Consider the following 26,765-nt stretch of genomic DNA (forward strand, 5'->3'; position numbering starts at 1 on the left):
AGGTGTGCTCCCTCAAAACTTTCTCCCTTTTTCTCCACTTTATTCTGCTGTCAAGGATCAACTTACCAATTTGTTACACTTTTGTAATCTCAAATCGTTGTTTTCATAACTCTTTTGACACTACCTATTTATTATTTAGGCAAAAAATTAAAGGAAGACAACAGAAATTCTGTCATCTTCCCCCTGTTTTTTTACCTGAGAGGTTCTGCTTAAGTCAACCATAGTGGCAGAAACTGCACATTTGGCTGACTACAGCATTGCTCCTTCGGTGCCTGTATACCGGCATTTCCAGAGTTACGTCCGAATACGGTCCTTTTGCCTGAAAGATTCACTATAGAACGACAGACCCTATAGCTTACCTCTTCGGCTCCTGCATTTTATTATGTAGTCAGCAAGGTAGTCATATTGCAGGTATCTCCCGCATTCTTCAACCGCAATATATTAAATTATCTAGAAATCCTAAATATTTCTATTATATATGGTTATTATTTATTTAATATATAGTTATTTTTTCTAATATATTGACTATATATTCACCTGCGAATATTATATAACAAATATATAATGATTTCCAGCAATATAATAAATATATTTGAGATAAAGTAAAACTCCTGGCTAGAATATAACAACCCTGGGTTCAAAGCCGAGCTTTTCTGAATAGGCCTGATATTCTTCCCTGCTTATTTCGTTCGGCCTTTTGCCTGATGCGGCAACAACTATGGATTCAACAACGTTTGTTCCGAAAGACCTTCCATCGAATTCAGGAGTAGTGGTAACCAATATTGCAACTTTTCTTGACTTTAATTCTTCAATATTGGCTTTTGTTACTGTATTAGTTATTATAACTTTGCCTGTCAAATCATCAGGCATATATCTTTTTATATAGTTAAAATCTCCGGCTATAATATCAGCTTCCCTATATAATTTAGCATATTTTACAGGGTCTTCTACAGCTTCTTCCCTATGGCCTGTAGGATATAACATATCAAATGGCAATTTTGTTACTATTGGAGCAAAAACTCTCGCCAATGCATTTATTCCTCTCGGATACCCTACGGTAACATTTATCCCAAGAGTAAAAATCAGGTCAGCACATATAATACTGCAACCTGATTCATATAGAGCTTCGGCAAGTCTGTATCTATCTACAGCACAAGTTACCATGGCTTTCTTACCTTTAAAGTCTATTAATTTTTTATCACGGACTTTATAAACAGCCTGTGGTTCTAATGTATCTCGAATGAAAGTACCATCTGCAACAGGAGTAATCTTGGCAGCCCTAAGTAACGGCAAAGCGCTTTTTAGAACATAAGTCCTGTTTTTCATCGGAAGATATAGTCCTATGCCTCCCATCCCAATGGCATCAACTTTTCCATCCAGTTCTTTGATCTTATTGATGAACTTTTCGTAGCTTCCATCAACTCCGACTCTTTCAATTAGATATTTTTCACCAAAAAATTCTCTTTCTGCTTTGTGGTCCCTTGTAGAAGATCCCAGACTGACACTGACAATACGTTTCATAAGTATCTCTCCCGTAAAAAGAATCTATCACATTAATGTATTTTAACACATTATTCATCATGCTTCTATAAATAAATAAAACAAAACAGGAGTTTAAAAAAACTCCTGCAAGAAAAACAGCCTTTTGTTGCATTCTAGTATGTTCCCAGATGGTCATAAGTACTTATAATTATTCTCTGCAACCAAAAAACCAAGGACAGAATAGATAAATCAGCAGCAAAATAACAGCAATCCATACTAGTTCATTTCCGGGTTTGAAGTAACCGTAGCTTCTTTCTTCTGGCATAAATCTCTCTCCTTTCGCTTAACTTCTGGTTAGCGCAAATAAAGGTTATTTCTACAGTATTATATTCACATCCCTAATTTTCTGTTACAGCTTGGACATGCGTAATCTTTAACAAATTAAAATACTGCAGACTGAAGAGAGATTAACCGGTTCATTTTTTGTTTATATTTATTTTTTTAATGCTATTACACTTTTACCCATCCATTTTCTTAATACTTCGGGCACAACTACACTTCCATCCGCCTGCTGGTACTGTTCCACAATGGCAGGAATAACTCTGCTTGTTGCCAATCCTGACGCGTTTAATGTATGCACAAATTCAACTTTCTTTGTTTCTTTTCTTCTAAACCTGATGTTTCCGCGCCTTGCCTGGTAGTCATTTGCGTTTGATGCAGAGCTTACTTCCTTGTAATCGTTCATGCTGGGTATCCATACTTCAATATCATAAGTTCTTGCCATTGAAGCGCTGCAATCGCCAGATGCAAGCTTGCTGACCCTGTAATGAAGTCCCAATCCCTGCACAAGTCTTTCAGCCTTTGAAACCAGCTCTTCAAAAGCAGCCCGCGAATTCTCAGGTAATGTATATTGCACCATTTCTACCTTGTTAAACTGATGTCCTCTAATCATGCCTCTTTCATCAGCTCTGTAACTTCCGGCTTCTTTTCTGTAACAGGGAGTGTATGAAAAATATTTCCTGGGAAGTTCACTTTCATCAAGTATCTCATCCCTGTGCAAGCTTACCAGTGCAGTCTCAGCTGTCGGAAGCAGGAACTGGGTATAACCTTTACCCTCGCTTCCTTTTATATGGAATACGTCATCTACAAATTTAGGAAATTGTCCTGCGGTGAAACCGCACTGATAATTTAGAATATGAGGTGGCAGAATAAATTCATAACCATCTTTTAAATGTTCTTCTATAAAATAATTAATCAGTGACCACTCAAGTAAAGCTCCGTCCTTTTTATAGACCCAGAAACCGTTTCCTCCCAGCTTAGCTCCTCTTTCATAATCAATCATATCCAAACTTTCAACAAGTTCCACATGATTTTTCCATTTAAAGTCAAATGCCGGTTTTTCTCCCCATTGACGTATTACCTGGTTGTTCTCCTTACCTCCGGGTAAAACATCTTCATCAGTTATATTAGGCAATGCTATTATAAAATCATTGATTTTTGTTTCCAGATTTTCAATTTTGTCATCAATATCTTTGATTTTTTCTGCTATGGACTTCATTTCTTCAAAGATTGGCTGAACATCCTGCCCTTGTTTTTTCAATCTTGGTATCTCAGCAGATACTTTATTCTTTTGGGCTTTAAGTTTTTCGGTTTCAACAATTAATTCTCTCCTTTCTTTATCCCAGGAGAGCAATTCTGAAAAGTCAACTTCGAAATTCCTTTTTAATAATGAATTTTTTACTTTTTCAGGTTCTTTTCTTATCAAATTAATATCAAGCATATTGAAAGCCTCCATATTTATTTTTTATTATATAAATAAACCTCCCGTCCCACTACAGAGACGAGAGGTTAATCCCGCGTTGCCACTCTTGTTGCCGTTACGTAATAATAACAGCCTCTTTTAAGTGCTGTAAGGTACACTAAACCTCAGATTCGTCATCTGCCAAGTACAGGAAGCGGAAATTTAGCCTCTGCACCGATTTGCACCATCCACCGGCTCTCTTAAGCATACAACTAAAATATTCTTCCCAAATGTTTTACAATATTTATTTATAATTTATATTTACCAATTTTAAGCGAAAAAATTATTTTATTAACACAAGTTTACTATTTTACTAACTGTTCGTCAAGCAGCCTGATAACACTCATTATTATTAAATCCATAAATTAAGTTTGTTTTCTTTTTCATCAATTCTCCAGCTTATTATTAGTGAAATTATTCCTGCCATTGCAATAAGCATCCAAGTAAACATGACTCCAAACCAGCCAAAGTATTCTACTATTAATCCGGTAAGGCTTGCTGCTATACCAGTTGCAATATATGAACAGAAGTCCAAAAAACCTGCTACTGATGAAACTTTATTATACTTTGCATATTTCATGGGAATCAGTCCTATCAGCAGTACATTTACCCCGTACATGGCACCTGATGATAAGCTAAGAAATAACAGCGCCCATGTAAGACCCAGTCTGCCGAAGGTTATCAAACCTGCAAGCATAGCTATACCAAAAGCAAATAGCGAAATAATTGTAATTTTTTCTTTATATTTAAATTGTTTATTTAGCCATCCTGCAAATAACATGCCAGCCAGGTTTATGAAAGGAATAATTGATATGGCAAAACCTGTAGATACAATATCAATATTATGTGTCTCCATAACAAAAGTTGGAGTCCACAGTCCCACACCTTCTTTTATAATACCTTGGGCAAAACATGCAACAACAATAAGCCAAAGTTTTGTTTTATTAATAAAGGATAATAATGAAATTCCAGAGTATTCTTTATTTAACTCTTCCTCTTTTATATCAGAGGAATGCTCAATAATATTATCAGTAATTTCAAAACCTGCATCCTTAGGATTGTCAGCAGTTTTGGTTAACCATATGAAAGAATATAACAGAATTATAAGACCTGGGATTATAAACACCCATCTCCAACTAAAATGTGAAATTATATTCCCGGAAATTGACCAGGATAAGCTGTATCCTGCAATCATTGATGTTGAAATTGCAACTACAACACCGTTCATTTTAGATTGGGGATACCAATTTGAGAGTGTTTTTGCCATAGGCCCCCATAACATTGACTGAAAATATCCGTTTACACCCCATAAAACAAGCATAAGATAGTAGTTGTTTGAAAAGCCAAAAAGTATATTGGATATTGCTGTAACTATAAGCCCTGTAAATACCATGAATCTGCCTGAAAGCCTGTCGCCAATATATCCATTTGTCAGTTGCCCTATTCCATATATCCAAAAAAATAAACTCCCTATCAGTCCTACTTCAGTCCTGCTTAATTGAAAGGAGTTTTCTATGTACGGAAGAGCTATGGAGAGATTTACTCTGCCAAAATAAATACAAGAGTACGCCAGCCAGCATAATATAAATACCCTAAGCTGCCAGTACCTTAATCTTTCATTATTCATTTCGTATCTCCAGTAATACTTGTTTTTATAAGGGCAATAATATTTTTGCAAATATTAAAATAATTCTTAATAATTATTTTATAGTACTATTTTATGAATTCTTCATAATAACATTCTCAATAACATTTGCTACTTCTTCACAGTCATCGCAACATTTCTCCAGGAAGTCGTATGTCCGGTCCCAGGCTATAACTTCCTTGAAGTCATCACAATTAACATACAATTCTCTAATAGCTTCTGTAAAATATGTATCTCCCACTTCTTCCAGATGGTTGACTTCAACAATCAAGTCGTGGAGAATCTTTGATTTCCGAAAATTATGAAATTCATTTAATGCTGATTTTAATGTATTACAACATTTTACAATTAAATCGCTCATTTTTTTCGCATATTCACGCACACTTCTTATGTTACGCATATACATGTGCATAAGCACATCTTCGATGCTGTCAGTCACATTATCAATTGAGTCTGTTAAAGCCATGATGTCTTCTCTTTCTATAGGCGTGATAAATTCACGGGCAAGCTTTTTTATCATTACATGCCTTGCTTCGTCTCCCTGATGCTCGATATTATGCATTTCTTTCATTCTTTCCTGTAGTGTATCAGGATTATAATTGTTTAGAATATCGTTTAATAGATTCGCAGCTTCACAGGAATAATTTACCAATTCCACAAATGTACTAAAATAGTTTTCATCTTTTTTTAGTGTCATAATTACTTCCTTTCTTTCACTTTTTATTTAAGTTATTTTATACATAATCAGTTATATTAAGTAGTGCATGTTGTTATATATATTTTGCTAAACATCTATGTAAAATATTTAGAATATCTTCATAAACAGCAGGGCCATTAAAAACCCTATCAGTCCGCATCCGGGGAATGTGAGAACCCATGCAAGTATCATTTCTTTGACTACACCCCAGTTTACAGAAGAAATTCGCTTCGCTGAACCAACACCCATAATTGCTGTAGTCTTGGTATGAGTTGTACTTACAGGAAGTCCCAGTGCGGAAGCTGCAAACAGGCAGATAACCGCAGCCATGTCAGCCGAAAAGCCTTGGTATTTCTCCAGCTTTACCATATCCATTCCCACTGATTTTATTATTCGGTATCCTCCTACTGAAGTACCTAGTGCCATAATTGCGGAACAAATAATAATTAACCATATAGGAATATGAAACTCCACTACCGTTGCCTGTCCTTGCGCCAAAAAGGCGCCCAACATAAATACGCCCATAAATTTTTGTCCATCCTGGGCTCCATGCATAAATGCCATACCTGCACTGGCGGCAACTTGCGAATATTTAAAAAAGTTATATGTCTTTTTTCTGTTAATTCCTTTAAAAATAAATTCAACTATTTTTACAACAAGTACACCCATAAAGAATCCTATCACCAAAGAAAGAAACAAGCCATAAATAACTTTTACCCATTCATTAGGATTTATACCTTTTATTCCCCTCTGAAGTGCAATTGCTGCACCAGAGATTCCCGCAATCAAAGCATGGCTTTCACTTGTTGGAATTCCAAACCACCATGCAGCCGTAGCCCAAATAACAATAGCAAAAAGTGCTGCGCAAAGAGCTACCAATGCTTCATGGGGATCTCCGCGGAAATCCACCATTTTGTAAATAGTCTGGGCAACAGTTGAATTAAATAATGTCATAACGAAAACTCCCAGAAAGTTGAAAACTGCAGCCATTATTATTGCAGCCCTGGGGCTCATTGAACGCGTAGAAATGCATGTAGCTATGGCATTAGGTGCATCTGTCCAGCCATTTACCAATATAACACCAAAGGTAAGAAGAGTTGTAATAAATAGTGCTAAATTAGATATAAATTGGCCTATAAAATCACCAAATGTAATAGTCATGTTGTAAATTCCCTCAATTTCTTCATTTTATCAAAAAATGAGATATTTTCACAAATATACACCTGTACTAGCATACCATTTTTTATTATATTGTACAATATATTTTATTAGTTTTGTATACAATAAACAATTTAATAATACATAATACAGAATATAATAGGCAGAAAAAACAACAAAAGTTCCACTAACTAAAATAATTATTAAATTAAATTAACATAAAATTAGAAAAACTGTTGATCGGATATTAGTTTAACCAAGAGCGAAATGAGTTTGCTTGTATAATATAATGGAGCTGAGGAAGGGACTCGAACCCTCGACCTATTGATTACGAATCAATTGCTCTACCGACTGAGCTACCCCAGCTAACAAAACTATGTTAAACCTTTTATATTATACAACATTATTGCAACGAAATCATCATCATTTTTATTTTTTTCACATAATCAAGTTCCGCTCTCCCAGGAAGAAAGGTAAGCTATCTGTTCTTCAGTTAGTGTATCGATTTCTATTCCCATGGTATTCAGTTTCAAGCGTGCAATTTCATGATCAATTTCTTTTGGAAGCACATATACCTTTTTATCCATTTTATCATGGTTTTTAACGATATATTCTGCAGCCAGCGCCTGATTTGCAAAACTCATATCCATAACAACAGCGGGATGCCCTTCTGCAGCAGCAAGATTAAGAAGTCTTCCTTCCGCAAGAAGATATATTTTCTTGCCGTTTTCCAACGTATATTCTTCAGTAAAATCCCGAACTATTCTTTTTGAAACAGATAAGCTTTCAAGTGCCTGGATATTTATCTCATCGTTAAAATGTCCGGAATTTGCAATAATGACACCGTCCTTGGCCAATTCCATATGTTTTTTATCTACTACATTTAAATTGCCTGTAACAGTAATAACAACATCTGCATCAACTATTGCCTGTTCCAGCTTCATTACCCTGAAACCATCCATAACTGCTTCAATGGCTTTAATATGGTCAACCTCCGTAACAATAACATTGGCGCCCATGCCCTTAGCCCTCATGGCAAGGCCTTTTCCACACCAGCCATACCCACATACCACAAAATTTTTACCGCATAAAAGAATATTGGTTGCCCTAAGAAGTCCATCAATGGTACTCTGGCCTGTTCCATACCTGTTATCAAAAAGATGTTTTGTCTCTGATTCATTAACAGCAATAACCGGAATTTGAAGCTTCTTCTCTCTTTCCATGCTTTTTAGCCTTATTACACCTGTAGTGGTCTCTTCCGTACTACCAAGAATATCTTTTAAATAGCTGTCCATATATTGTTTATGAAGCAGTCCCACCAAGTCTGCTCCGTCATCCTGTGTAATCTGCGGTTTATGTTCAATTACCGAAATCAAATGGTTATAATAAGTATCCCTATCTTCACCTTTTATTGCATATACAGATATACCATAATCCTTTACAAGTGAAGCAGCTACATCATCCTGAGTTGACAGAGGATTTGAGGCACACAATGCAACATCTGCCCCACCCTCTTTTAGAGTTCTCATTAAATTGGCTGTTTCAGTAGTAACATGAAGACAGCATGACATCCTTATACCTTTAAGAGGCTTTTCCTTGCTGAATCTTTCTCTTATAGATTTTAATACGGGCATTTGATTGTCTGCCCATTCAATTCTTAACTTTCCTTTTGTTGCCAGGGAAATATCCCGTATATGATGTTTTACCATATATACTCTCCTTTACATCTTCCAGTTTTCCATAATTTTACTAACAAGCATTGTGAACTTTTGTTCTGTTTCACCGGCTGTCTTAATTACTTCTTCATGATTTAAAGAATTATTGCCTATTCCTGCTGCCATATTAGTTATACATGATACTCCAAGGACTTTCATGCCACTGTGTCTGGCGGCAATAACTTCAGGAACTGTAGACATACCTACTGCATCAGCACCTAATATCCTAAGAGCTCTGATTTCTGCAGGAGTTTCATACATTGGTCCCTGTGTGAATGCATACACACCTTCTTTAATATCAAGAGAAAGTTCCTCTGCTGATTTTCTTGCAATCTCTCTTAAATCTTTATCATATGTATTACACATATCAGGAAACCTTTTACCATAGCTCTCCTCATTAATTCCTCTCAGTGGAGAAGGTGAAAAAAAACTTATGTGGTCGCTTATTATCATTAGGTCTCCAGGTTTAAAGTTTTCGTTTATTCCACCTGACGCATTTGTAACAAGTATGCTGCCAATACCTAGAAATTTAAATACCCTGATCCCAAATACCACCTGGTTAATATCATAACCCTCATAATAATGGAATCGGCCTTTCATGGCAGCAACCAGCCTTCCAAAGAAGCTCCCCAAGATTAGCTTGCCTGTATGGCCTTCTACAGTAGTATGAGGGAATCCCGGTATTTCATTATAATCAATTGCTACAGCATCATTTATTTTATCAGCCAGCGAACCTAAACCTGAACCTAGAATAATTCCTATTTCAGGCTGAAAATCTATTTTATTTCTAATATATTCTGCAGCTATCGCTGCCTTATTCATTGTTTCATTCATTTTTCTCGCACCAACATTTTTTATACATATTATACACCATTCCTGTTTTTTTAACATTAATATATGGCAAAATATTCTTTATGATTAAAATTATTTAAATGTTATAATATCCCCAAAGCAATATTTTTGCCCTGACAGGAGGAAAGTATGCTTAAATTCCCGCCTAAAAAACATATATTAAAAAAGTTCATAATTAATGTATCTATGGCTCTATCCTGCATTTGCATATTTTCTTTACTATTCACATGGGGTTTAACAAAAACTGTTTTAAATTCAAAAACGCATAAAATATTATTCTTAAAATATGATATATATTCTATAATTCAAAATTACATAGAAAAATCCGTAGGGACTTTAGAATATTATTTAGAAAGCCAGATGACTCAAAATAGTAACTTAAACGATCTACTTTCTTCTCTGCTGGAAAAAAATACATCCTACGATTTGATCAGGACAAATATTGACTCTCTCAGAGATGGTTTTTTTAAATATATAAATAGAGAAACAGAACTGCTTCCTGACATTTTTATTGATACTTCAAGCTTAAACCTGGGGAGTCCCCTTGAAGGTAATAATTTTTTTATGGGCAAAACATTTCTAACCGGACAAGCACCTTTAAAAATTGATAAAATTAACTTAAGTACTATACTCCATTATACTAACAGAAATACTCTGTGGGAATATTTATTGACAGCCAGGGTAGTCAGTTCTGTAATTAAAGTAACTCCCAAAATAACATTATTATTACTTGCACTAATTTTAGTCTTCAATATACTTCTTACTATGGAACCAGTTTCTATACTGAAACTGATAAGAAAAATAATTTTATACAGCGGTATTTTGCATCTATGTTCCGCTTTTGCCCTGTTTGCGTTAATGGAATTTTATATGTTTAAGTATTGTTATTCACCATTTTTCTTAAATAGTGATATATTAAAAATGATAATACCTTATATTAAAAACTGCACATTTCCCATGATATTTTTCTTATTACTTATTGGATTAACTTTTATTGTGCTGAACATGTTTTTACCAGGTCTATATAAATACATAGGTATATGCGCTTTCAAATATAGAGGTAAACTAAATAATAGGTTTATAATGAAGAAAAATTTCGTTAAATTTTTTCTTACAATTAGCTTGCTAATTATTTTTCTTTATTCCGGATCTACTGTTAATCAGATTTACCGAAGACTAGAATCTGATTATTTGTCTCTCCCTTTAACCAGGGCAAATAAGGCAGAAACCTTTGTTCAGGCAATTTCCGATGAAAACGAATTTATATATAGTTTAAGCGTCAAGGTTATATGCCGCAATACAGGCCATCCGGTTCAGGGAATTTTTGTTAATGTAAGTGACCAAATTGAAATTCAAAATCTAAGTAAATATGACAATTCCAGAAAAACTAATGAGGATGGCATTGTAAAGTTTAAGCTTGATAAAGGTATTTATAAAATAGATTTGCTTTCACTTTCCTTCCCCGAGAAATATAAACTGCCTCCTTCTGTGTTAGTAGACATAAAAAATCCTGGGACAATTTCTGTTCAATTAGAACTTGAAGAATCCCAGGAAATGTCTTGTTTTTATTCAATGAAATAACTTAGCCCAGCCGTTCTTCAATAATTTTTATAAGTTCATCAGCTCTTGAGGACAAGTACTCACTGTCTTTACCTTCAATCATTACCCTTATGAGGGGTTCAGTTCCTGACGGCCTTATAAGTACTCTTCCTTCACCGTTAAATTCATCTTCCAACTCCCTGCATTTGGCTGCAATTACTTCATCATCCATATACTTATGTTTATTACTATTTTTTACCCTGGCATTCCTTAGAACCTGGGGCAGCACTTTCATTACGGAAGATAACTCAGATAATTTTTGTCCTGAGTTTTTCATTACTTTAAGCAGTTGAAGTCCAGTTATGATTCCGTCACCCGTACTGCTATGCTCTAAGAAAATAATATGACCTGACTGTTCTCCGCCCAGGCAATAACCGCTAGAAAGCATTTCTTCCAAAACATACCTGTCTCCCACTTTTGTTCTTACCAAATCTATACCACTGGCCTTTGCCATTAAATCAAGTCCCAGATTGCTCATAACAGTTGCAACTATAGTATTTCTGTTTAGCCTGCCGCAACGTTTCAGATATAGGCCCAAAATCGCCATTATTTGATCCCCGTTAACCACATTGCCTTTTTCATCAACGGCCATGAGCCTGTCGGCATCCCCATCAAAGGCTAGGCCAACATCAGCTCCGGTTTCAAGGACTAACTTACATAATTCATCAGTATTGGTTGAACCGCATTTGTAATTTATATTTATGCCATCAGGCTGATTATTAATAACGTATATTTCAGCACCCAATTGTGACAATACAGTGGGCGCAGCTATATAAGATGCTCCGTTAGCACAATCCAGGGCAATTTTTATTCCCGTAAGATCACAATCTATTGTGTTCTTTAAAAAGTTTATGTAGTCATTCAAAGCATTATGTTCTATGCTTTTCCTGCCTATTTTACTGCCTAAAGCAAGAGGTATTTCTTCTGATTTGTTAAGTATCAAATCTTCAATCTTTTCCTCAATTTCATCGGAAAGTTTATATCCTTTGTTATTAAAAAATTTTATGCCATTGAACTCGTAAGGATTATGTGAAGCCGATATCACAACACCGGCATCTGCTCCATATAATTTCGTTAAATATGCTACAGCTGGTGTTGGTAAAACTCCAAGACATACAGCTTCTGCACCAACAGAACAAATTCCTGCTATCAAGGCAGCTTCAAGCATATGTCCAGAAATTCTTGTATCCATGCCAACGAGAATTTTAGGTGTGTGATTGGTTTCAGACGTTAAAACGAAAGCTCCCCCTTGACCGAGTTGATATGCCAACATAGGAGTTAATTCCTGATTTGCTACACCTCTCACTCCATCAGTTCCAAAAAGTTTTCCCATATTTTATTTGCCTCCCAAAATAAGCTTTTTTAGATAATTATATTATCATATGTTCTATACATCAAGATAATTTCCCAAATTTTGCTATTTATTCTAATTCTTCTTCTACTTTTTTACTTATTACTACCTCAACTTCATAGGATCCTATTAATCTGGAATTTTGAGGTAAGTCTACCATTAACGGAAGCAAGTAGGTTCCCTCATCCAACCCTGAAACATCTACTCTGGGTTTCAGACTTAACAAATTAACTCTGTCTAAGTCCATCTTTCTTCCTCTGAATGTAAATTCAATTTCTTCATTATTTATCATATATGTAAAAGAATCATCCACTACCGCATTAAGAAGATTTATTTCGTCGCCTCTTATGGTAAAAGACCTATCCTCCAATTTTTCAATAACTATATTTACCCTTATTTCTCCTGGTGTATTAATCAAAGTGACTCCTTCGGGCAGGCTTAGTGGTATAGTAGCACTTATACTGTTCTGAGCATCCTGTATATTAAGTGTTTCAGTCTTTAACTGATCAATTTGAGAAAGCGTCTCATGGGGTGCTCTTATTAACGCTGTTTCCGGAGCAATACTTCTGGATATTTCAATATAATCCTCTGCCGGGGACCCTGTAGTAACAAGTGCAATAGGAACTTCTTTGCCAACTTCAACAACCACATCCACAATAACATTCTTGCTCAAGTCAGCAATAATTTCACCATTTTTATTATATACTGTGCATTCTTTTTTAACCTCATAGTCCCGGTCAAGATCTTTTGGAATCTCCACAATCACTTTTACTTTGTCTATTGTATCCACCAGGGATTCAATATCTTTAAATTCAACACCTTCTGGCTTCACAAAGCTTCTTATTATTTTGTAGTTCTGTTTAGGAGTTCCATGTACTTCGATATCTATTGGAAAACTTGAAGTTTTAATTCTTTCAAGCTTAACACTAATAGTGGACGGAGACATGTTTACAACAACATCTTTTAAATCATGTTCCAGATTTATTGGTAAAAATTTATCATCTACTGAATTTATCTGGGAAAGATCAATTGATGCTTCAAAGTCTGTAGAAAGAATGTTTTTTACAATATCTGACCTTCCTCTGACGTACACTTCAACATTCCGGTTTACCTTATTTATTAGTTTAAGGTTCTTATATGCCAGGGTATTTTCATTCTCAATCTTTAATTCTACATTAATCTTTTTTGTTTCATAAGGATTGCTTATATTAAGCACATATAACCATAAGAGCATAGCCAGTAGAACTGAAAATATTTTTAAAGTTAAATCCTTTTTCAAGATCCCATTCATTTGCTCCTCACCTTCCATAATGACAACTTTTTATTCCAGGTGTCATCCTTTAACAAACTCTTATTTAAAGCTTTTCTTAAGGTATCAGGAGTTAAGTTTCTGGTAAGGCCTCCGTTCAGAGCAAAAGAAATCTTTCCTGATTCCTCCGAAACCACAACCGCAATACTGTCGGATATTTCTGTAATGCCTAACGCAGCCCTATGCCTTGTACCTAATTCTTTACTCAGATTTGGATTATCTGTGAGTGGCAAAAAGCAGGCTGCGGCTATTATCCTGTTGCCTCTGATTATAACCGCTCCATCATGTAATGGCGTGTTTGGAGTAAAAATATTAATTAGCAGTTCACTAGAAATGTTGGAATCAATTTGCGTTCCTGTATTTATAATATCACCGATTTTAGTGTTTCTCTCTATAACAATCAGAGCACCTGTATATGTCTTTGACAGCTCAACACAGGCTTTGACTATTTCCTCTATAATTGCTGTCTTCTGCACTCTTATATTTTCCATGTCAATATTAAAGAAATCTTTAAAACTAAAAAAGTCCCTCAAACTCCTTCTCCCTATCTGTTCAAGTCCTCTTCTTAACTCAGGCTGGAATAGAACAACCAAAGCTATGGCCACATATTGTATTGTTTTGTCCAGTATAAAGGCTATTGTTTTCAAACCCAGCCTCCTGCTTATTTCAGCTGCCGCAAGAATGAACAATATGCCCTTTATAAGCTGCCAGGCTCTTGTTTCTTTTACAAGAACAACTATTTTATAAATAACATAGGAAACAATTCCTACATCAATTATGACTTGAAGCACCGAGATGGGACCAGTATAACCTATGTAACCGGCAAAGTTCTGTATTAAATCATTAAAATTTATATTATTTATAATGTCCAAAAAGCCTCACGCCCTTAAAAACAAGTTCTATTTAAGAAAGGAATAGCTCATAATAGAATTATACTTTTTTATAATGAGTATGTAAAATATTTTTGTAGTTTGTTAACAATATAATAATATTTATGTAACAATTTAATCAGTGGAAATATCTACAGGAATTGAAATATCTAAATTCATAATAAAGGACGGTTTTTACACCGTCCAGTATGAAAATTTGGTGCGGATAAAGGGACTTGAACCCATACGGCTGCTCACCACTGGATCCTAAATCCAGCGCGTCTGCCAATTCCGCCATATCCGCATGCAGACAAATAAATTATAGTTATCTTTGATCAGTTTGTCAAGCTGATTTTGGGTTTCCTCAATCGCTTTCAAAAATGATTTATATGATGATTTCTATAAAAATAAAATCTTTTTATAATAAAAATGTTTTATATAGAAATATCAAGGAAAATATTATATAGTATTCGTATAATGTAAGAAGGAGTAAACCTTTATGATTTATATATTTCCATTCTTCTTCCTTCTATTAATTTTATTGGTCTATAGCTATCTTGAAGCAGGTTTTCTAGAAGTCAAGGGAGTTCGAATTTGTGAAAATAACGAGTGTCTTAAAATAGTGCAGCTATCAGATATACACTTTGGAAGGCTCAGAGTCAAAAAAGAAAAAATAAAACGTGAAATTGAAAAAGTTCAGCCGGATATTATACTTATTACTGGTGATTGCATTGAAGATCCAAAGGATGTAAATGGTTTTCTGGATTTTATAAACTATGTCAAAGGGAATTATATGACTTGTCTTTGCTTCGGAAATCACGATTATGGTGCTTTCATTAATGACAACAAGGCATTGAATGATTTTGTAAAAAACCTTAATGATATTGGTATTAAAGTACTTCAGGATGAATATATCCAGTATATCAAAAATAATAAAATATATAATATTATCGGATTCAAAGATATCAGCACCGGAAGTACTCACTTGGTTAGTGCTTTATACAATAAAGAAGACAATGTTTTCATGAATATTGGTTTTGCTCACAACCCGGATATTATTTTCCGGTTGCCAAGAAAGAGCCTTGATTATCTGTTATGTGGTCATTTTCACGGAGGCCAGATTTGGGCACCTTTTAACTTTGAGTTTAGAATTTTCAGAAAAGAAAAATTATGCAAAATGGGAATAAAACGTGGACTTCACAAAGTGAGAGGGATAAATCTATATATCAGCCGGGGCATCGGGAATGTAATTATTCCTTTAAGATTTTTATCTCCTCCTGAAATTACAGTTTTTTACCTGCCCTAATCTAAAATACCCTACTAAATTAGCAAAATAACGCATTACGGCCGGAATATAAATAATTGTGTATAACCCCGGCCGATTATCTAAACTTAATACCCAGGTTTACCCAAGAGCTTAAACATATTTTTCTTATAAGCTTCAACTCCAGGTTGGTTAAAAGGATTGACTCCCAATAAATATCCACTTATCCCGCAGGCTTTTTCAAAGAAATATACTAATTGCCCAAAGTAATATTCGTTCAATTCGGGTACTGAAATTACAAGATTTGGTACTCCCCCATCCACATGAGCCATTATAGTCCCTTTCATTGCCATTTTATTTATATAGTCTAAATCTTTACCTGCAAGATAATTAAGACCATCCAGGTCCTCTTTTAGTTCTTTTATTATAAGGTTTTTTGCCGGTTTTTCCACATTAAGGACTGTTTCAAAAATATTTCTCAAACCATCCTGTATATATTGGCCCAATGAATGAAGATCTGTTGTAAAATCAACTCCTGCAGGGAATATTCCTTTCTGGTCCTTTCCTTCACTTTCACCAAACAACTGTTTCCACCATTCAGTAAAATAGTGAAGGGATGGTTCATAGTTAACAATTATCTCCATGGTCTTATTTTTTCTATACAAAGCGTTTCGAACGGCTGCGTATTGATAACAATAATTATCTTCCAGTTTTGGATTACTATATAACTCATATGCTTTTAAAGCACCATCCATCATATTTTGTATATCGAGCCCGCATACAGCTATTGGCAGAAGTCCTACTGCCGTCAAAACAGAATATCTTCCTCCAATGTCATCTGGAATTACAAAACTATCATATCCTTCATCATCAGCAAGCTTTTTTAAGGCTCCCCTCTCTTTATCTGTGGTTGCATATATTCTTTTTTTAGCCCCTTCCTTTCCATACTTTTTTTCCATGTATTCCTTAAAAATCCTGAAAGCAATGGCAGATTCAGTAGTAGTTCCTGATTTGGAAATAACATTTATGGAAATATCCTTGCCTTCAAGAATTTCAAACAGATGGGTTAAATATACAGGACTTATATCCTTTCCTGCAAAATATATCTCTGGGTTACCTTTATTTAATTTTTTATCTGCCCGGCTTAAGATATTATGAAATGAGTGAGACAGTGCTTCTATTGCAGCCCTGGCTCCAAGATAAGATCCTCCTATTCCTATAACTACCAATGCATCTGAATCTGATCTTATCTTTTCTGCAGCCTTTAATATTCTTTCAAACTCGTCTCTCGAGTAATTTAAGGGTAGATCTACCCAGCCGAGATATTCTTTCCCTGCGCCGGTTTTATGATGTATCATATGATGGGCGGCATTTATGAAACATTCAAGATTATCTATTTCTTCTTGACTTATAAAATTTGTAGCATTGGAATAATCAAATTTAATTTTATCTATTTCACTCATAAATAAACCAGGTCCTCCAAAAATTTAATGATATTATTAAAAATAATATTAGATATATTAATCAAAAATATAATTTTATTTTTCAAACAAGCATTAATTTTTCATATCAGAATGATTGCACAGGTTAATTCAGGTTTTTATCTCCTCACTATCCTGGCAATCTTGAAACTGATTCAAATATAATTCGTAATATTTTCCCTTCTTCTGAAGAAGTTCAGAATGCCTTCCCTCTTCAATTATTCTTCCATCATCTATAACCAATATTTTATCAGCATGCTCAATTGTTGAAAGCCTGTGTGCAATAACTATTGATGTTCTTCCTTCAAAAAGAGTTTTTAATGCATCCTGTATGTGTTTTTCAGTTTCAGTATCTACGCTTGAGGTAGCTTCATCAAGGATTAATATCCTGGGTTTTGCAATTAAAGCCCTTGCAAAAGCAAGAAGCTGCCGTTGACCGGAGGATAATTTTGCTCCCCTTTCCTCAATTTCTGTATAATATCCATCCTTAAATCTTTCCACAAAAAGGTCTACCCTTGTTGCCCTGGCTGCTTCCATTACTTCTTCTTCAGTTGCATCCAATTTTCCGTATTTAATATTTTCCATTATTGTACCTGAGAAGAGGAAAGAATCCTGAAGCACCAAACCCATTTGCTTTCTCAGTGAAGCAATCTTAATGTCCTTTATGTCATAACCATCAATAAGTATCCTGCCCTCTATAGGGTCATAAAATCTCATTAATAAATTGATTATTGAGGTTTTACCGGCACCTGTAGGACCTACAAGTGCAACCATTTCCCCTGGTTTGACACTAAAGGATATATTATTTAACACCATTTTTTCATCAGGATTATATCCAAAAGATACATTATCGAATACAATACTTCCCTCTATCTCCTGTAATTCAAAGGCACCTGTTTTATCAACAATTTTGGGTTTAGTATCTAAAATGCCAAAAATCCTCTCTGAAGATGCCATGGCGCTTAATACCTGGCTATATACTTTACTAATTGCACTCAGGGGCGCCCAGAATCTCCATAGGTAGTTAATAAAGGCAACAACTGTTCCTATTGATTGCTCACCGTTTATAACCTGTCTTGCGCCGTACCATATTACAAAACATGAACCCAGAAGCCCAGCCATTTCTACCGTAGGCCATATAAACATTTCAATAATTATAGCTCTTACATTGGCCTTATAATTATCTCTATTAATTTGCTCAAACTTCTTTATATTGTGTTTTTCCCTTGAAAATGCCTGGATTACTTTTATTCCTTGTAAGGTTTCATTTAAATTAGCGTTTATTGCTGCAACAGTTCTCCTTGTTTTTGTCCAGGCCCTTTCACTGGTTGGCTTTATCTTTACAAGTACAAATATCAGAATGGGTAGAACTGAAACAGCCATAAGGGAAAGCTTAAAATTTAGTGAGAAAATAATAATTAGAATACCTATGACTGCAATACTTTCACTTATCAAGGTAGCCAGGCCTCCGCTAACAAGGTCGCTTATTGCCTGGACATCATTAGTTATCCTGGACATTATTTTCCCTACAGGTCTTCCGTCAAAGAACTCAAAAGACAGGGTTTGTATATGTTCAAACAGTTCTTTTCTTATATTATATATCATTCCCTGTGTGGTCGAATTAATAAGTTTGATTCTGATACGTTGAGAAACAAAACTAACCAGGTAAAGCCCCAGCAATGTAAAACCGGTTTTCATTATTACCGAAAAATTACCTTTCTCCATGCCGTTATCTATGGCAGTTTTAATAAAAAGTGGTTCAAGAAGACCTGCCGCAAGGCTTGTAATCAGTAAAAAAGTAATCAGAATTAATTCTTTTTTATAAGGACTGATATATTTAAATGTTCTTATTAAAAGTTTTAAATTAAATGGTTGTTCTTTTATTTCCTCATCAATATCATATATATTTGACATTACTGAATGCTTTCCTTTCTTCTGTTGTCTCTGTTTCTGCGTTTATGCTTTTTTATATCAGTACTCAATTAGCAAACAAATCCTGGTCTTTAAACTGGAGATGATAAATTGTAGAATAATACCCATTAGTCTTAATTAATTCTTCATGAGTACCTGTATCTACAATTTCTCCCTTATCCATAACCACAATTCTATCAACATTTTTTATAGTAGAAAGACGTTGTGCTATGATAATTGAAGTTCTTCCCTTCATTATCTCGTTTAATGAAGCCTGTATTTCTCTTTCTGTAGTAGTATCAACGCTGGAAGTGGCTTCATCAAAAAGCAGGATATCTGGGTCTCTAAGAATAGCTCTTGCTATAGATATTCTTTGCTTCTGGCCTCCGGAAAGGCCTATTCCTCTTTCGCCCACTCTAGTCTGATATCCCCGGGGCAAAGTTTTTATAAAGTTATGTATTTTGGATATTTTTGCGGCTTTCTCAATTTCATCCTGGGTCGCGTCAGGCTTACCATAGGCGATGTTTTCACGAATAGTATCAGAAAAAAGGAAGGGCTCCTGCATTACAATTCCTATATGGGAACGTAAATTTTCCAGTTTAATATTTTTTATATCAATCCCATTTATCTTTATACTTCCCTGAGAAGGGTCAAAGAAACGGGGAATAAGTCCAAGCAATGTACTCTTGCCTGAACCTGTTCCGCCAACTACTGCCACTCTTTCACCCGGTTTTATAGTTAAATTTATATTTTTCAGCGCAAGCTGCCCATCTGGGAAATAATAGCCTACATTATCAAATACAATACATCCCTTTGCATTGGTTAGTTCAACAGATTCCGGTAGATCCAAGACTTCCGGTTCTGCATCAAGTATCTCAAATATCCTTGGGGCTGCCGCAATTGCCTGCTGCATAACGTTTACCAGCCAGCCAGAAAATCTTATAGGCCAGACAAGTCCATAAACAAACCACTGCAAAGCTGTAAAAGTTCCCACTGAAATATGTCCTTTAATTACATAGTAACCTCCTGCGCAAATTAGAAGCAGGGATATGGATCCTCCAAGAAAATCCATAACAGGGAAAAATTCTGATTCCAGTTTAGCTCTGCTAAGGTTTTCCTTGAGGTTTCTTTTATTACTTTCGTTGAATTTGCCTTTTTCATACTCTTCTCTGGAAAACGCTTTTACAACCCTTATTCCGGAAATGTTCTCCTGAATTACAGTTGTAAGCTTACCCATTTCTTCCCTTATTCTTTCCCAGGCAGGATGCACTTTTTTACCAAATAATAACAGCAAAATTATAAGAAAAGGCACGGGCATTATTACAAACAGCGCAAGCCTCCAGCTTACCCATATATACAATCCGACAGTTACGGAAAAATTAAACAGGCAGAAGAAAAGGTTAATAAATCCGAACCCCAAAAATTCCCTTACACTTTCAATATCACCTGTCATCCTTGCCATTATCTGGCCGGTCTGATGTTTGTCAAAGAAGCTTGAAGAAAGCTTCTGGATATGCTCATAAAGATTGTTTCTTAAGTCATAGGCTATTTTTTGTCCTGTTCTTTCAATTAAAAATCCCTGAAGATATGCAAAAACTGACCTGACAATGGTCAGTCCTGCAATAATTAAGATATACCTCACGACAGTTTCCATATCTTTGGTATATATGCCTTTATCAATTGTATCTCTAAGTATAAAAGGTATTATGTAATCTATACTGGTATACAATATAATCATGAGCAATGCCAGAATTGACAAGAATTTGTAAGGCAATAGCATTTTTAATAGTCTTTTTAAAACCGTCACGCTGTTCCTCCGGTTATTCTTTCTATATTCTATCCCAGTTAATACCACTATTATTACTTAATGTATATCATCTATTAATAACATTCATTTTTATTGCTTTAATGTCATTGGTTTTTATTTTTGTTCATAATTTTGTATTGTTTCATAGATAGCCATAAGATTTTTATTTTTTACTCTTAATGGCAGTGCACATTCAGGTGATACAATTTTTATTCCGTTTTCCAATATATATTCAACCTGTTTCTTAACGTCATCTACGCTTCCGTTTAATAATATATCCGGATTATTTACGCATCCTGTAAGTCTCATAGTCCCTGCAGCTTTCATAGCTTCCTGTATATCATTTTTTGAATCAAAATGGAATAATGAAAATCCTGCTTCAGCAAAAAATGGAATTCTGTCTATAGTATAACCACAGCAGTGCAATATCATTTTATTCTTGCCAAAGTATTCATTAATTTCTTTATGTACAGGCAATAGATATTCTTTATAGGTTTTTGCACTGACCAGATCAGCTGTAGCATGATCAGCTATAGTGACCACATCGGCACCTGCTTCAAACTGAGCCTGGGCAAACTTTATACTGATTTCCTTAAACAAATTAAGGAACTCTCTTACGGTATCAGGCTCTGTTATAGTTTCTATCAGGAAATCTTCAAGTCCGTGGAGATGATATGATAGTGTCCACGGCCCCATAACTTTTCCTATTATTAAAGCATCTTTTCCCATTTTATTTCTTAATTTTTTTATTGCATCCAATACAGTTTTTATAGGAATACGATCTAAAAAATCCTCAGGCATTTTAAATTCATCCGGCTGGCTAAAAACAGTACTTTTCTGGTTAGGCATTGTTTCCATGTCTCCCCAGTCGATTTTACATCCAAAAGCTGCTGCTTCCTGAGTAACACTAAAGTAAGGCATTATACTGGCAAAACCCAGTTTTTCATATGGATATGCAGCCAATGCAGCCATTTTATCTGAGTCAAGGTGCACTTCATTAAATCTTATTCCTAATTCTTTGCAACTTTCAGAAGTAGCTGCAGATACAGGATTAATTACCATGGAATTTTCTATCTCCTGACCATTAAGATATGCAAAAAATTGTTCTTTATAATTTAAGCTTTTTTTAATCATATTAATCCCCCCTGAAAAAATAATATTTAATTTCTTTTGCAAATTCACTCAGCAGTTATAAAACAGCCTACTCTGATTTATTATCTCATAACTTCCGATAAAAGTTTATACTTTTTTTTTATATGATTAATTTTTTATATTTTTTTAATTATTTTACATAATGTGAAATATTTTATACGAAAAAATTTTTTAAATCAGTAGATACTATGTTTGCAAACGATTTTTTACTAAAAATCTATTGATTAAGATAAGGCAGGTGCAAAATATGGCAGCAAAGAAGAATAATAACGACTCCTGGACCAAGTTTAAAATGGAATGTGCTCAGGAAGTTGGACATCTCCAATATGTAAAGGAAAACAACGATCATTATAAGGGCGATGTTCCCAGCAGAGTTAATGGTCAACAGGGCGGGCCGATAGGCGGACAAATGGTTAAAAGAATGATAGAAATGGCCAAAAATCAGCTTAAATAAGCAGCAATAAACCAACAAAATAAAAAAAGACGGTTCTTAGGGCATCATTCCAGCCCCTGAAAGAACCGCTTTTTTTATATTTTCTTTCCTACTCGATTTACTAACTTACTCTCTCAATTTAGCACCTAATTTTATTTCAAGCTGTTTCAGTATATCTTTCATAACAGCGTTTACTTCTTCATCTGTAAGAGTTCTGTCTTCACTTCTGAATGAAATTGAATAAGCAACACTCTTCATTCCTTCCGGAACTTGTTTACCTTTATAGACATCAAATAGTGTTATTTCTTCCAGAATTGCACCGGAATATTTCCTGATAATATTTTCTATTTCTATAACTAGTACTTCATCCTTTATCAGAAGTGCTATATCCCTTGTGACTGCAGGATATTTGGGCAATGGCCTGTAATCTCTTCCAAGATCAGCATACTTTATAAGAGGCTCAACTTCAATAACACCAATATAGGTTCTGTCAGGAGCTTCATATTCCTGCGCTACATCCGGATGAATCTCTCCTATGACACCAATGTTTTCTCCATTCAAAAGTATTCTTGCCGTCCTTCCCGGATGGAAAGTAGGATTATCTTTTTCAGGAAGATATTCAACATTATTTATTCCAAGAACATCAAAAAGCTCCTGTGCTATTCCCTTTAGATCAAAGAAGTCCAGATTGCCGTACAATCCTATTGTAAGTACCATATTCTCCCGAGGAAGTTTTCCGCTTTCTATGCCTTCAGGTATATACACATAGGATGTATCAAAGAATTTACCTTCAGGGACCTTTCTATTGAAATTCCTGCTTATTATCTCCAGCATATCCGGTATGGTCGTGGTTCTCATTATGCTGTAATCTTCCCCAAGTGGATTTAAAATAACCACTGCATTTCTCAGCCTGTCGTTTTCAGGAATCCTTATCCTATCAAAAACTTTTGGACTGGTAAAAGAATAAGAATAAGTTTCATGGAGCCCACAGGATATCATAGTGTTCTTAATTATATCCTCAATTTTCTGTTTTCTGGTTTTGCCTCCTAAAGTTGCATTTTTACCGGAAAGGAGGGTAGCCTCAATGTTATTATAGTCGTAGAATCTTGCAATTTCTTCAGCAAGATCAGCCTGTTCCTCAATATCTCCCCTGAAACTCGGAATTTTCACATCCATAGTTTCACTGTCCACTTCAAATTCCAAGGCTTTCAGTATATCTATCATTTTTTTCGTTTCTATATTTGTACCAAGAAGAGCGTTTATTTTTTCAGGATGCAGTTTAATATACCTGTCAACATATTTTTTAGGATAACAGTCAATAATTCCTTTGCAAACTACCCCTGCACCCAGTTCTTCCACCAATTGTGCAGCCCTGTCAATTGCAGTAATAACATTTTGGATGTCCAGTCCTTTTTCGAAACGGCTGGAAGCTTCTGTTCTCAGGCCAAGTTTCTTAGCTCCAAGCCTTACTGTAATCCCGTCAAATGTAGCAGATTCAAATAATATCATTTTAGTATTTTCTGTGATTTCTGAATTTGCGCCTCCCATAACACCTGCAATTCCTACGGGTTTTTCTTCATCGGCAATAACAAGCATGGATGAATCCAATACTCTATCCTGATCATCAAGAGTTTTCAATAATTCACCATTTTTTGCCCTTCTTACAATGATTTTTTTACCTTGAAGGCGGTCCAGATCAAAAGCGTGCATTGGCTGGCCAAGCTCTAACATTACATAATTTGTTATATCAACAATATTATTAATTGGCCTTACTCCAGCTGCCTTTAATCTTCTTCTTAACCATTCAGGTGAAGGTTCAATTTTTACATCTTTTACAACCCTTGCTGCATATCTTGGGCACAAATCCGGATCTTCTATTTTAACAGTTGCGTAAGAATTAACATCGTCTCCTTCTTCCCGCAGAGTTATTTCAGGTTTTTTAAGTTCAGTCCTGAGAGCTGCAGAAGCTTCCCTGGCTATTCCAAGTACACTTAGGCAGTCCGGCCTGTTTGATGTTATTTCAAATTCAAATACAGTATCATTAAGCCCCAAAACTTCCTTAATGTCTTTTCCAACAGGTGTGTCAGGACTAAGAATAAGTATACCATCCTCAATACTTCCCGGATAATCCTCCTTAGTAATGCCCAGTTCTTTTACAGAACACATCATACCCTGGGATTCTACTCCTCTGATTTTCCCTTTTTTAATTTTTATTCCCCCAGGCAATGTAGAACCATGCAACGCAACAGGTACAATATCACCCTCATTGACATTGGGTGCTCCTGTTACAATCTGCAATTTCTCACCAGCTACATCCACCTGGCATACTACAAGTTTGTCTGCATTAGGATGCTTTTCAACAGAAAGAACTTTTCCTGTAACAACATTAGTAATCTCATCACCTTGAACTTCAATTCCTTCAACTTTTGAGCCCGACAGGGTCATTGCGTCGGAAAACTCCTTTGTAGTTACATTTATATCAACATAATCTCTTAACCAATTAAGCGGCACTTTCATCTTTATTGCTCCTTTCTCATTTTACCTGTAATTTAGTTTAAGGACTTTCCCTGGGAATACTTCTTAGAATTGTTTCAAAAATCTCAAATCATTTTCGTACATCAATCTCATATCATCAATAATGAATTTACCCATGGCTGTTCTTTCCACACCAAGGCCAAAAGCAAAACCACTATAAACATCCGGGTCTATTCCGCATATTCTAAGAACCTTGGGATGAACCATACCAGCACCCAATATTTCTATCCATCCCTCTCCCTTACAGGTTCTGCAACCCTTTCCGCCACAGGACCAGCAGGACACATCTACCTCTGCACTCGGTTCAGTAAAGGGAAAATGATGTGGCCTGAGCCTGATTTTCGTTTCCTCTCCGAACAGCTTTTGTGCAAAAAGCCTCAGAGTTCCGACCAGGTCGCCCATAGTGACGCCTTTATCTACTACAAGACCTTCAACCTGGTGGAAAATTGGAGAATGGGTAGCATCTACTGCATCCGAACGATATACTCTGCCGGGACATATTATCTTAATGGGTGGTTTTTTGTTCTCCATTACTCTTATCTGAACAGGAGATGTCTGGGTTCTTAATAAAATATTCTCTGTAATATAAAATGTATCTTGAGTATCTCTCGCAGGATGTCCCTTTGGTATATTAAGAGCCTCAAAATTATAATAATCATATTCTACTTCAGGTCCTTCAGCAATTTCATAACCCATTCCTATAAAAACTTCTTTGATTTCGTCCATAACAATGCTCAAGGGATGTTTTTTCCCCAAAACTTTTCTTCTCCCGGGCATGGTTACGTCAATTACTTCATTCTTGAGCTTGATTTCTTTCTCTTTTTCTGCAAGTTCTTTTTTCCTTAGCTCCAGTTTATCTTCAATATACTCTCTCACTTCATTGGCATACTGCCCGATTACAGGCCTCTCTTCAGGGGATAATGCACCCATACCTCTCAAAACCTGCGTCAGCTCTCCTTTTTTTCCAAGATATTTTATCCTGAAACTGTCAAGTTCCTGCATTGTACTAATTAGAGATAGCTCCTTTTCTGCATTTGTTTTTATTTTGTTTAGTTGCTCTTTCATCTTATTAATCCTCCTCCGTGAAACTATAAACATTTTCTACTGGCACTATGCAGTTCATGTATTGCGCAATATTTTTCAACTATTAAAACAACTCTTAAATTTAAAATCAAAAAACTTCAAGACCAAATAAAAATCTAACTAATTAATAGCAAAAATAAAACCTTCATCCTCAAGGGACGAAGGTCAATCTCCGCGGTACCACCCAAATTTTTGCTTCAAAATATAATCTTAAAGCAAACTCTCATGGACACAAATCATGTCCTCATAATTATAACGGTTATGAGCCCGGCATCTCCTACTATTAGTTCAGGATGCTGCTCCGGAGGGAACTTCAACGATCCGCTTCATAAGGTTGCTTTCAGCCTCTGGCAACCTCTCTCTGGAAAGAGTCAAAATCGCCTACTTTTCTCCTTCATAGCTTTAATCTTATTTTATTCAGTTATTATTGCATAATTATAGCATATTAATTCCAGAGAAACAATGTTAAAAAAATTTTAGTGTGTTTATTTTATGATTCTTAATTGAAAAAGTTATTTCCACCCCAAATTCATAGGTAGTGGAAATAAGTTTTGCAAATCAGGAAAAAAAGAAAAGTGGAAATTAATTTTGCAAACATCTTTTTAGTTCATCCACCCTCAT

The 26,765-nt window shown here is 35.2% G+C and carries 19 protein-coding genes, 2 tRNA genes, 1 riboswitch and 1 other annotated feature; of the genes, 3 read left to right on the forward strand and 18 right to left on the reverse strand.

From position 1 onward, the window contains the following. Positions 1-297: 297 nt before the first annotated feature. A riboswitch (glycine riboswitch) is annotated at positions 298-431 on the reverse strand. A 184-nt stretch (positions 432-615) separates the two neighbouring features. The 8 genes from GXX20_09000 to GXX20_09035 all read right to left on the reverse strand — a co-directional run bounded on the left by GXX20_09000 (position 616) and on the right by GXX20_09035 (position 9,320). Then, on the reverse strand, positions 616-1,521 hold the full coding sequence (locus GXX20_09000; GenBank protein HHW31792.1) for a quinate 5-dehydrogenase: 906 nt from the start codon (positions 1,519-1,521) through the stop codon (positions 616-618). A gap of 454 nt (positions 1,522-1,975) precedes the next feature. After that, entirely contained in the window at positions 1,976-3,262 is a 1,287-nt protein-coding gene (gene serS / locus GXX20_09005; GenBank protein HHW31793.1) for a serine--tRNA ligase, read from the reverse strand. Positions 3,263-3,635: 373 nt separating this feature from the next. Continuing rightward, positions 3,636-4,910: an MFS transporter gene (locus GXX20_09010; protein HHW31794.1), complete on the reverse strand. Its 1,275-nt coding sequence runs from the start codon at positions 4,908-4,910 to the stop codon at positions 3,636-3,638. A 91-nt stretch (positions 4,911-5,001) separates the two neighbouring features. Then, positions 5,002-5,625, reverse strand: a complete 624-nt coding sequence (locus GXX20_09015) for a DUF47 family protein (GenBank protein HHW31795.1) — start codon at positions 5,623-5,625, stop codon at positions 5,002-5,004. Between the two features lie 108 nt (positions 5,626-5,733). Continuing rightward, entirely contained in the window at positions 5,734-6,786 is a 1,053-nt protein-coding gene (locus tag GXX20_09020) for an inorganic phosphate transporter (GenBank protein ID HHW31796.1), read from the reverse strand. A 287-nt stretch (positions 6,787-7,073) separates the two neighbouring features. Continuing rightward, positions 7,074-7,149: transfer RNA gene (locus GXX20_09025), tRNA-Thr, on the reverse strand. Positions 7,150-7,229: 80 nt separating this feature from the next. Beyond that, positions 7,230-8,492 (reverse strand): adenosylhomocysteinase, encoded by a 1,263-nt coding sequence (locus tag GXX20_09030; GenBank protein HHW31797.1) that lies wholly within the window; start codon positions 8,490-8,492, stop codon positions 7,230-7,232. Between the two features lie 12 nt (positions 8,493-8,504). Further along, on the reverse strand, positions 8,505-9,320 hold the full coding sequence (locus GXX20_09035; protein HHW31798.1) for a purine-nucleoside phosphorylase: 816 nt from the start codon (positions 9,318-9,320) through the stop codon (positions 8,505-8,507). A 159-nt stretch (positions 9,321-9,479) separates the two neighbouring features. On the opposite strand from GXX20_09035, the gene GXX20_09040 reads away from it, so the two are divergent. After that, positions 9,480-10,931, forward strand: a complete 1,452-nt coding sequence (locus GXX20_09040) for a hypothetical protein (protein ID HHW31799.1) — start codon at positions 9,480-9,482, stop codon at positions 10,929-10,931. Position 10,932: 1 nt separating this feature from the next. Here GXX20_09040 and GXX20_09045 read toward each other — a convergent pair whose 3' ends face one another. The 4 genes from GXX20_09045 to GXX20_09060 form a co-directional block, all read right to left on the reverse strand. Continuing rightward, on the reverse strand, positions 10,933-12,282 hold the full coding sequence (locus GXX20_09045; GenBank protein HHW31800.1) for a phosphoglucosamine mutase: 1,350 nt from the start codon (positions 12,280-12,282) through the stop codon (positions 10,933-10,935). A gap of 88 nt (positions 12,283-12,370) precedes the next feature. After that, on the reverse strand, positions 12,371-13,591 hold the full coding sequence (locus tag GXX20_09050) for a hypothetical protein (protein HHW31801.1): 1,221 nt from the start codon (positions 13,589-13,591) through the stop codon (positions 12,371-12,373). Next, positions 13,588-14,481, reverse strand: coding sequence for a TIGR00159 family protein (locus GXX20_09055; GenBank protein ID HHW31802.1), 894 nt, complete (start codon positions 14,479-14,481; stop codon positions 13,588-13,590). The genes GXX20_09050 and GXX20_09055 overlap by 4 nt, the downstream gene beginning before the upstream one ends. A gap of 215 nt (positions 14,482-14,696) precedes the next feature. Continuing rightward, a tRNA-Leu gene (locus GXX20_09060) sits at positions 14,697-14,782 on the reverse strand. A 195-nt stretch (positions 14,783-14,977) separates the two neighbouring features. Between GXX20_09060 and GXX20_09065 the strand changes: the two genes are divergently transcribed. Further along, positions 14,978-15,784: a metallophosphoesterase gene (locus GXX20_09065; GenBank protein ID HHW31803.1), complete on the forward strand. Its 807-nt coding sequence runs from the start codon at positions 14,978-14,980 to the stop codon at positions 15,782-15,784. A gap of 86 nt (positions 15,785-15,870) precedes the next feature. On the opposite strand, the gene GXX20_09070 is transcribed toward GXX20_09065, so the two are convergent. From GXX20_09070 to GXX20_09085, 4 genes are all read right to left on the reverse strand, one after another. Beyond that, complete coding sequence (locus GXX20_09070) at positions 15,871-17,196, reverse strand: glucose-6-phosphate isomerase (protein HHW31804.1); 1,326 nt, start codon at positions 17,194-17,196, stop codon at positions 15,871-15,873. Between the two features lie 138 nt (positions 17,197-17,334). Beyond that, positions 17,335-19,137: an ABC transporter ATP-binding protein gene (locus tag GXX20_09075; GenBank protein ID HHW31805.1), complete on the reverse strand. Its 1,803-nt coding sequence runs from the start codon at positions 19,135-19,137 to the stop codon at positions 17,335-17,337. 64 nt (positions 19,138-19,201) lie between these two features. After that, positions 19,202-20,941 carry an ABC transporter ATP-binding protein gene (locus GXX20_09080; GenBank protein ID HHW31806.1) on the reverse strand — a complete coding sequence of 580 codons (1,740 nt, stop codon included), beginning with the start codon at positions 20,939-20,941 and terminating at the stop codon, positions 19,202-19,204. A gap of 114 nt (positions 20,942-21,055) precedes the next feature. Next, positions 21,056-22,075, reverse strand: coding sequence for an MtaA/CmuA family methyltransferase (locus GXX20_09085; GenBank protein HHW31807.1), 1,020 nt, complete (start codon positions 22,073-22,075; stop codon positions 21,056-21,058). 265 nt (positions 22,076-22,340) lie between these two features. Here GXX20_09085 and GXX20_09090 point away from each other — a divergent pair, with 265 nt between their 5' ends. Next, positions 22,341-22,547 (forward strand): alpha/beta-type small acid-soluble spore protein, encoded by a 207-nt coding sequence (locus tag GXX20_09090; protein ID HHW31808.1) that lies wholly within the window; start codon positions 22,341-22,343, stop codon positions 22,545-22,547. A 105-nt stretch (positions 22,548-22,652) separates the two neighbouring features. Here the strand turns inward: GXX20_09090 and GXX20_09095 are convergent, their stop codons facing one another. Together GXX20_09095 and pheS are read right to left on the reverse strand one after the other, a co-directional pair. After that, positions 22,653-25,043, reverse strand: coding sequence for a phenylalanine--tRNA ligase subunit beta (locus GXX20_09095; protein HHW31809.1), 2,391 nt, complete (start codon positions 25,041-25,043; stop codon positions 22,653-22,655). A gap of 63 nt (positions 25,044-25,106) precedes the next feature. Continuing rightward, positions 25,107-26,126 carry a phenylalanine--tRNA ligase subunit alpha gene (pheS, locus tag GXX20_09100; GenBank protein HHW31810.1) on the reverse strand — a complete coding sequence of 340 codons (1,020 nt, stop codon included), beginning with the start codon at positions 26,124-26,126 and terminating at the stop codon, positions 25,107-25,109. A gap of 169 nt (positions 26,127-26,295) precedes the next feature. Beyond that, positions 26,296-26,551, reverse strand: a binding site (T-box leader). Positions 26,552-26,765 lie beyond the last annotated feature (214 nt).

The organism is Clostridiaceae bacterium, assembly GCA_012840395.1.
Lineage (GTDB): Bacteria > Bacillota > Clostridia > Acetivibrionales > DULL01 > DULL01.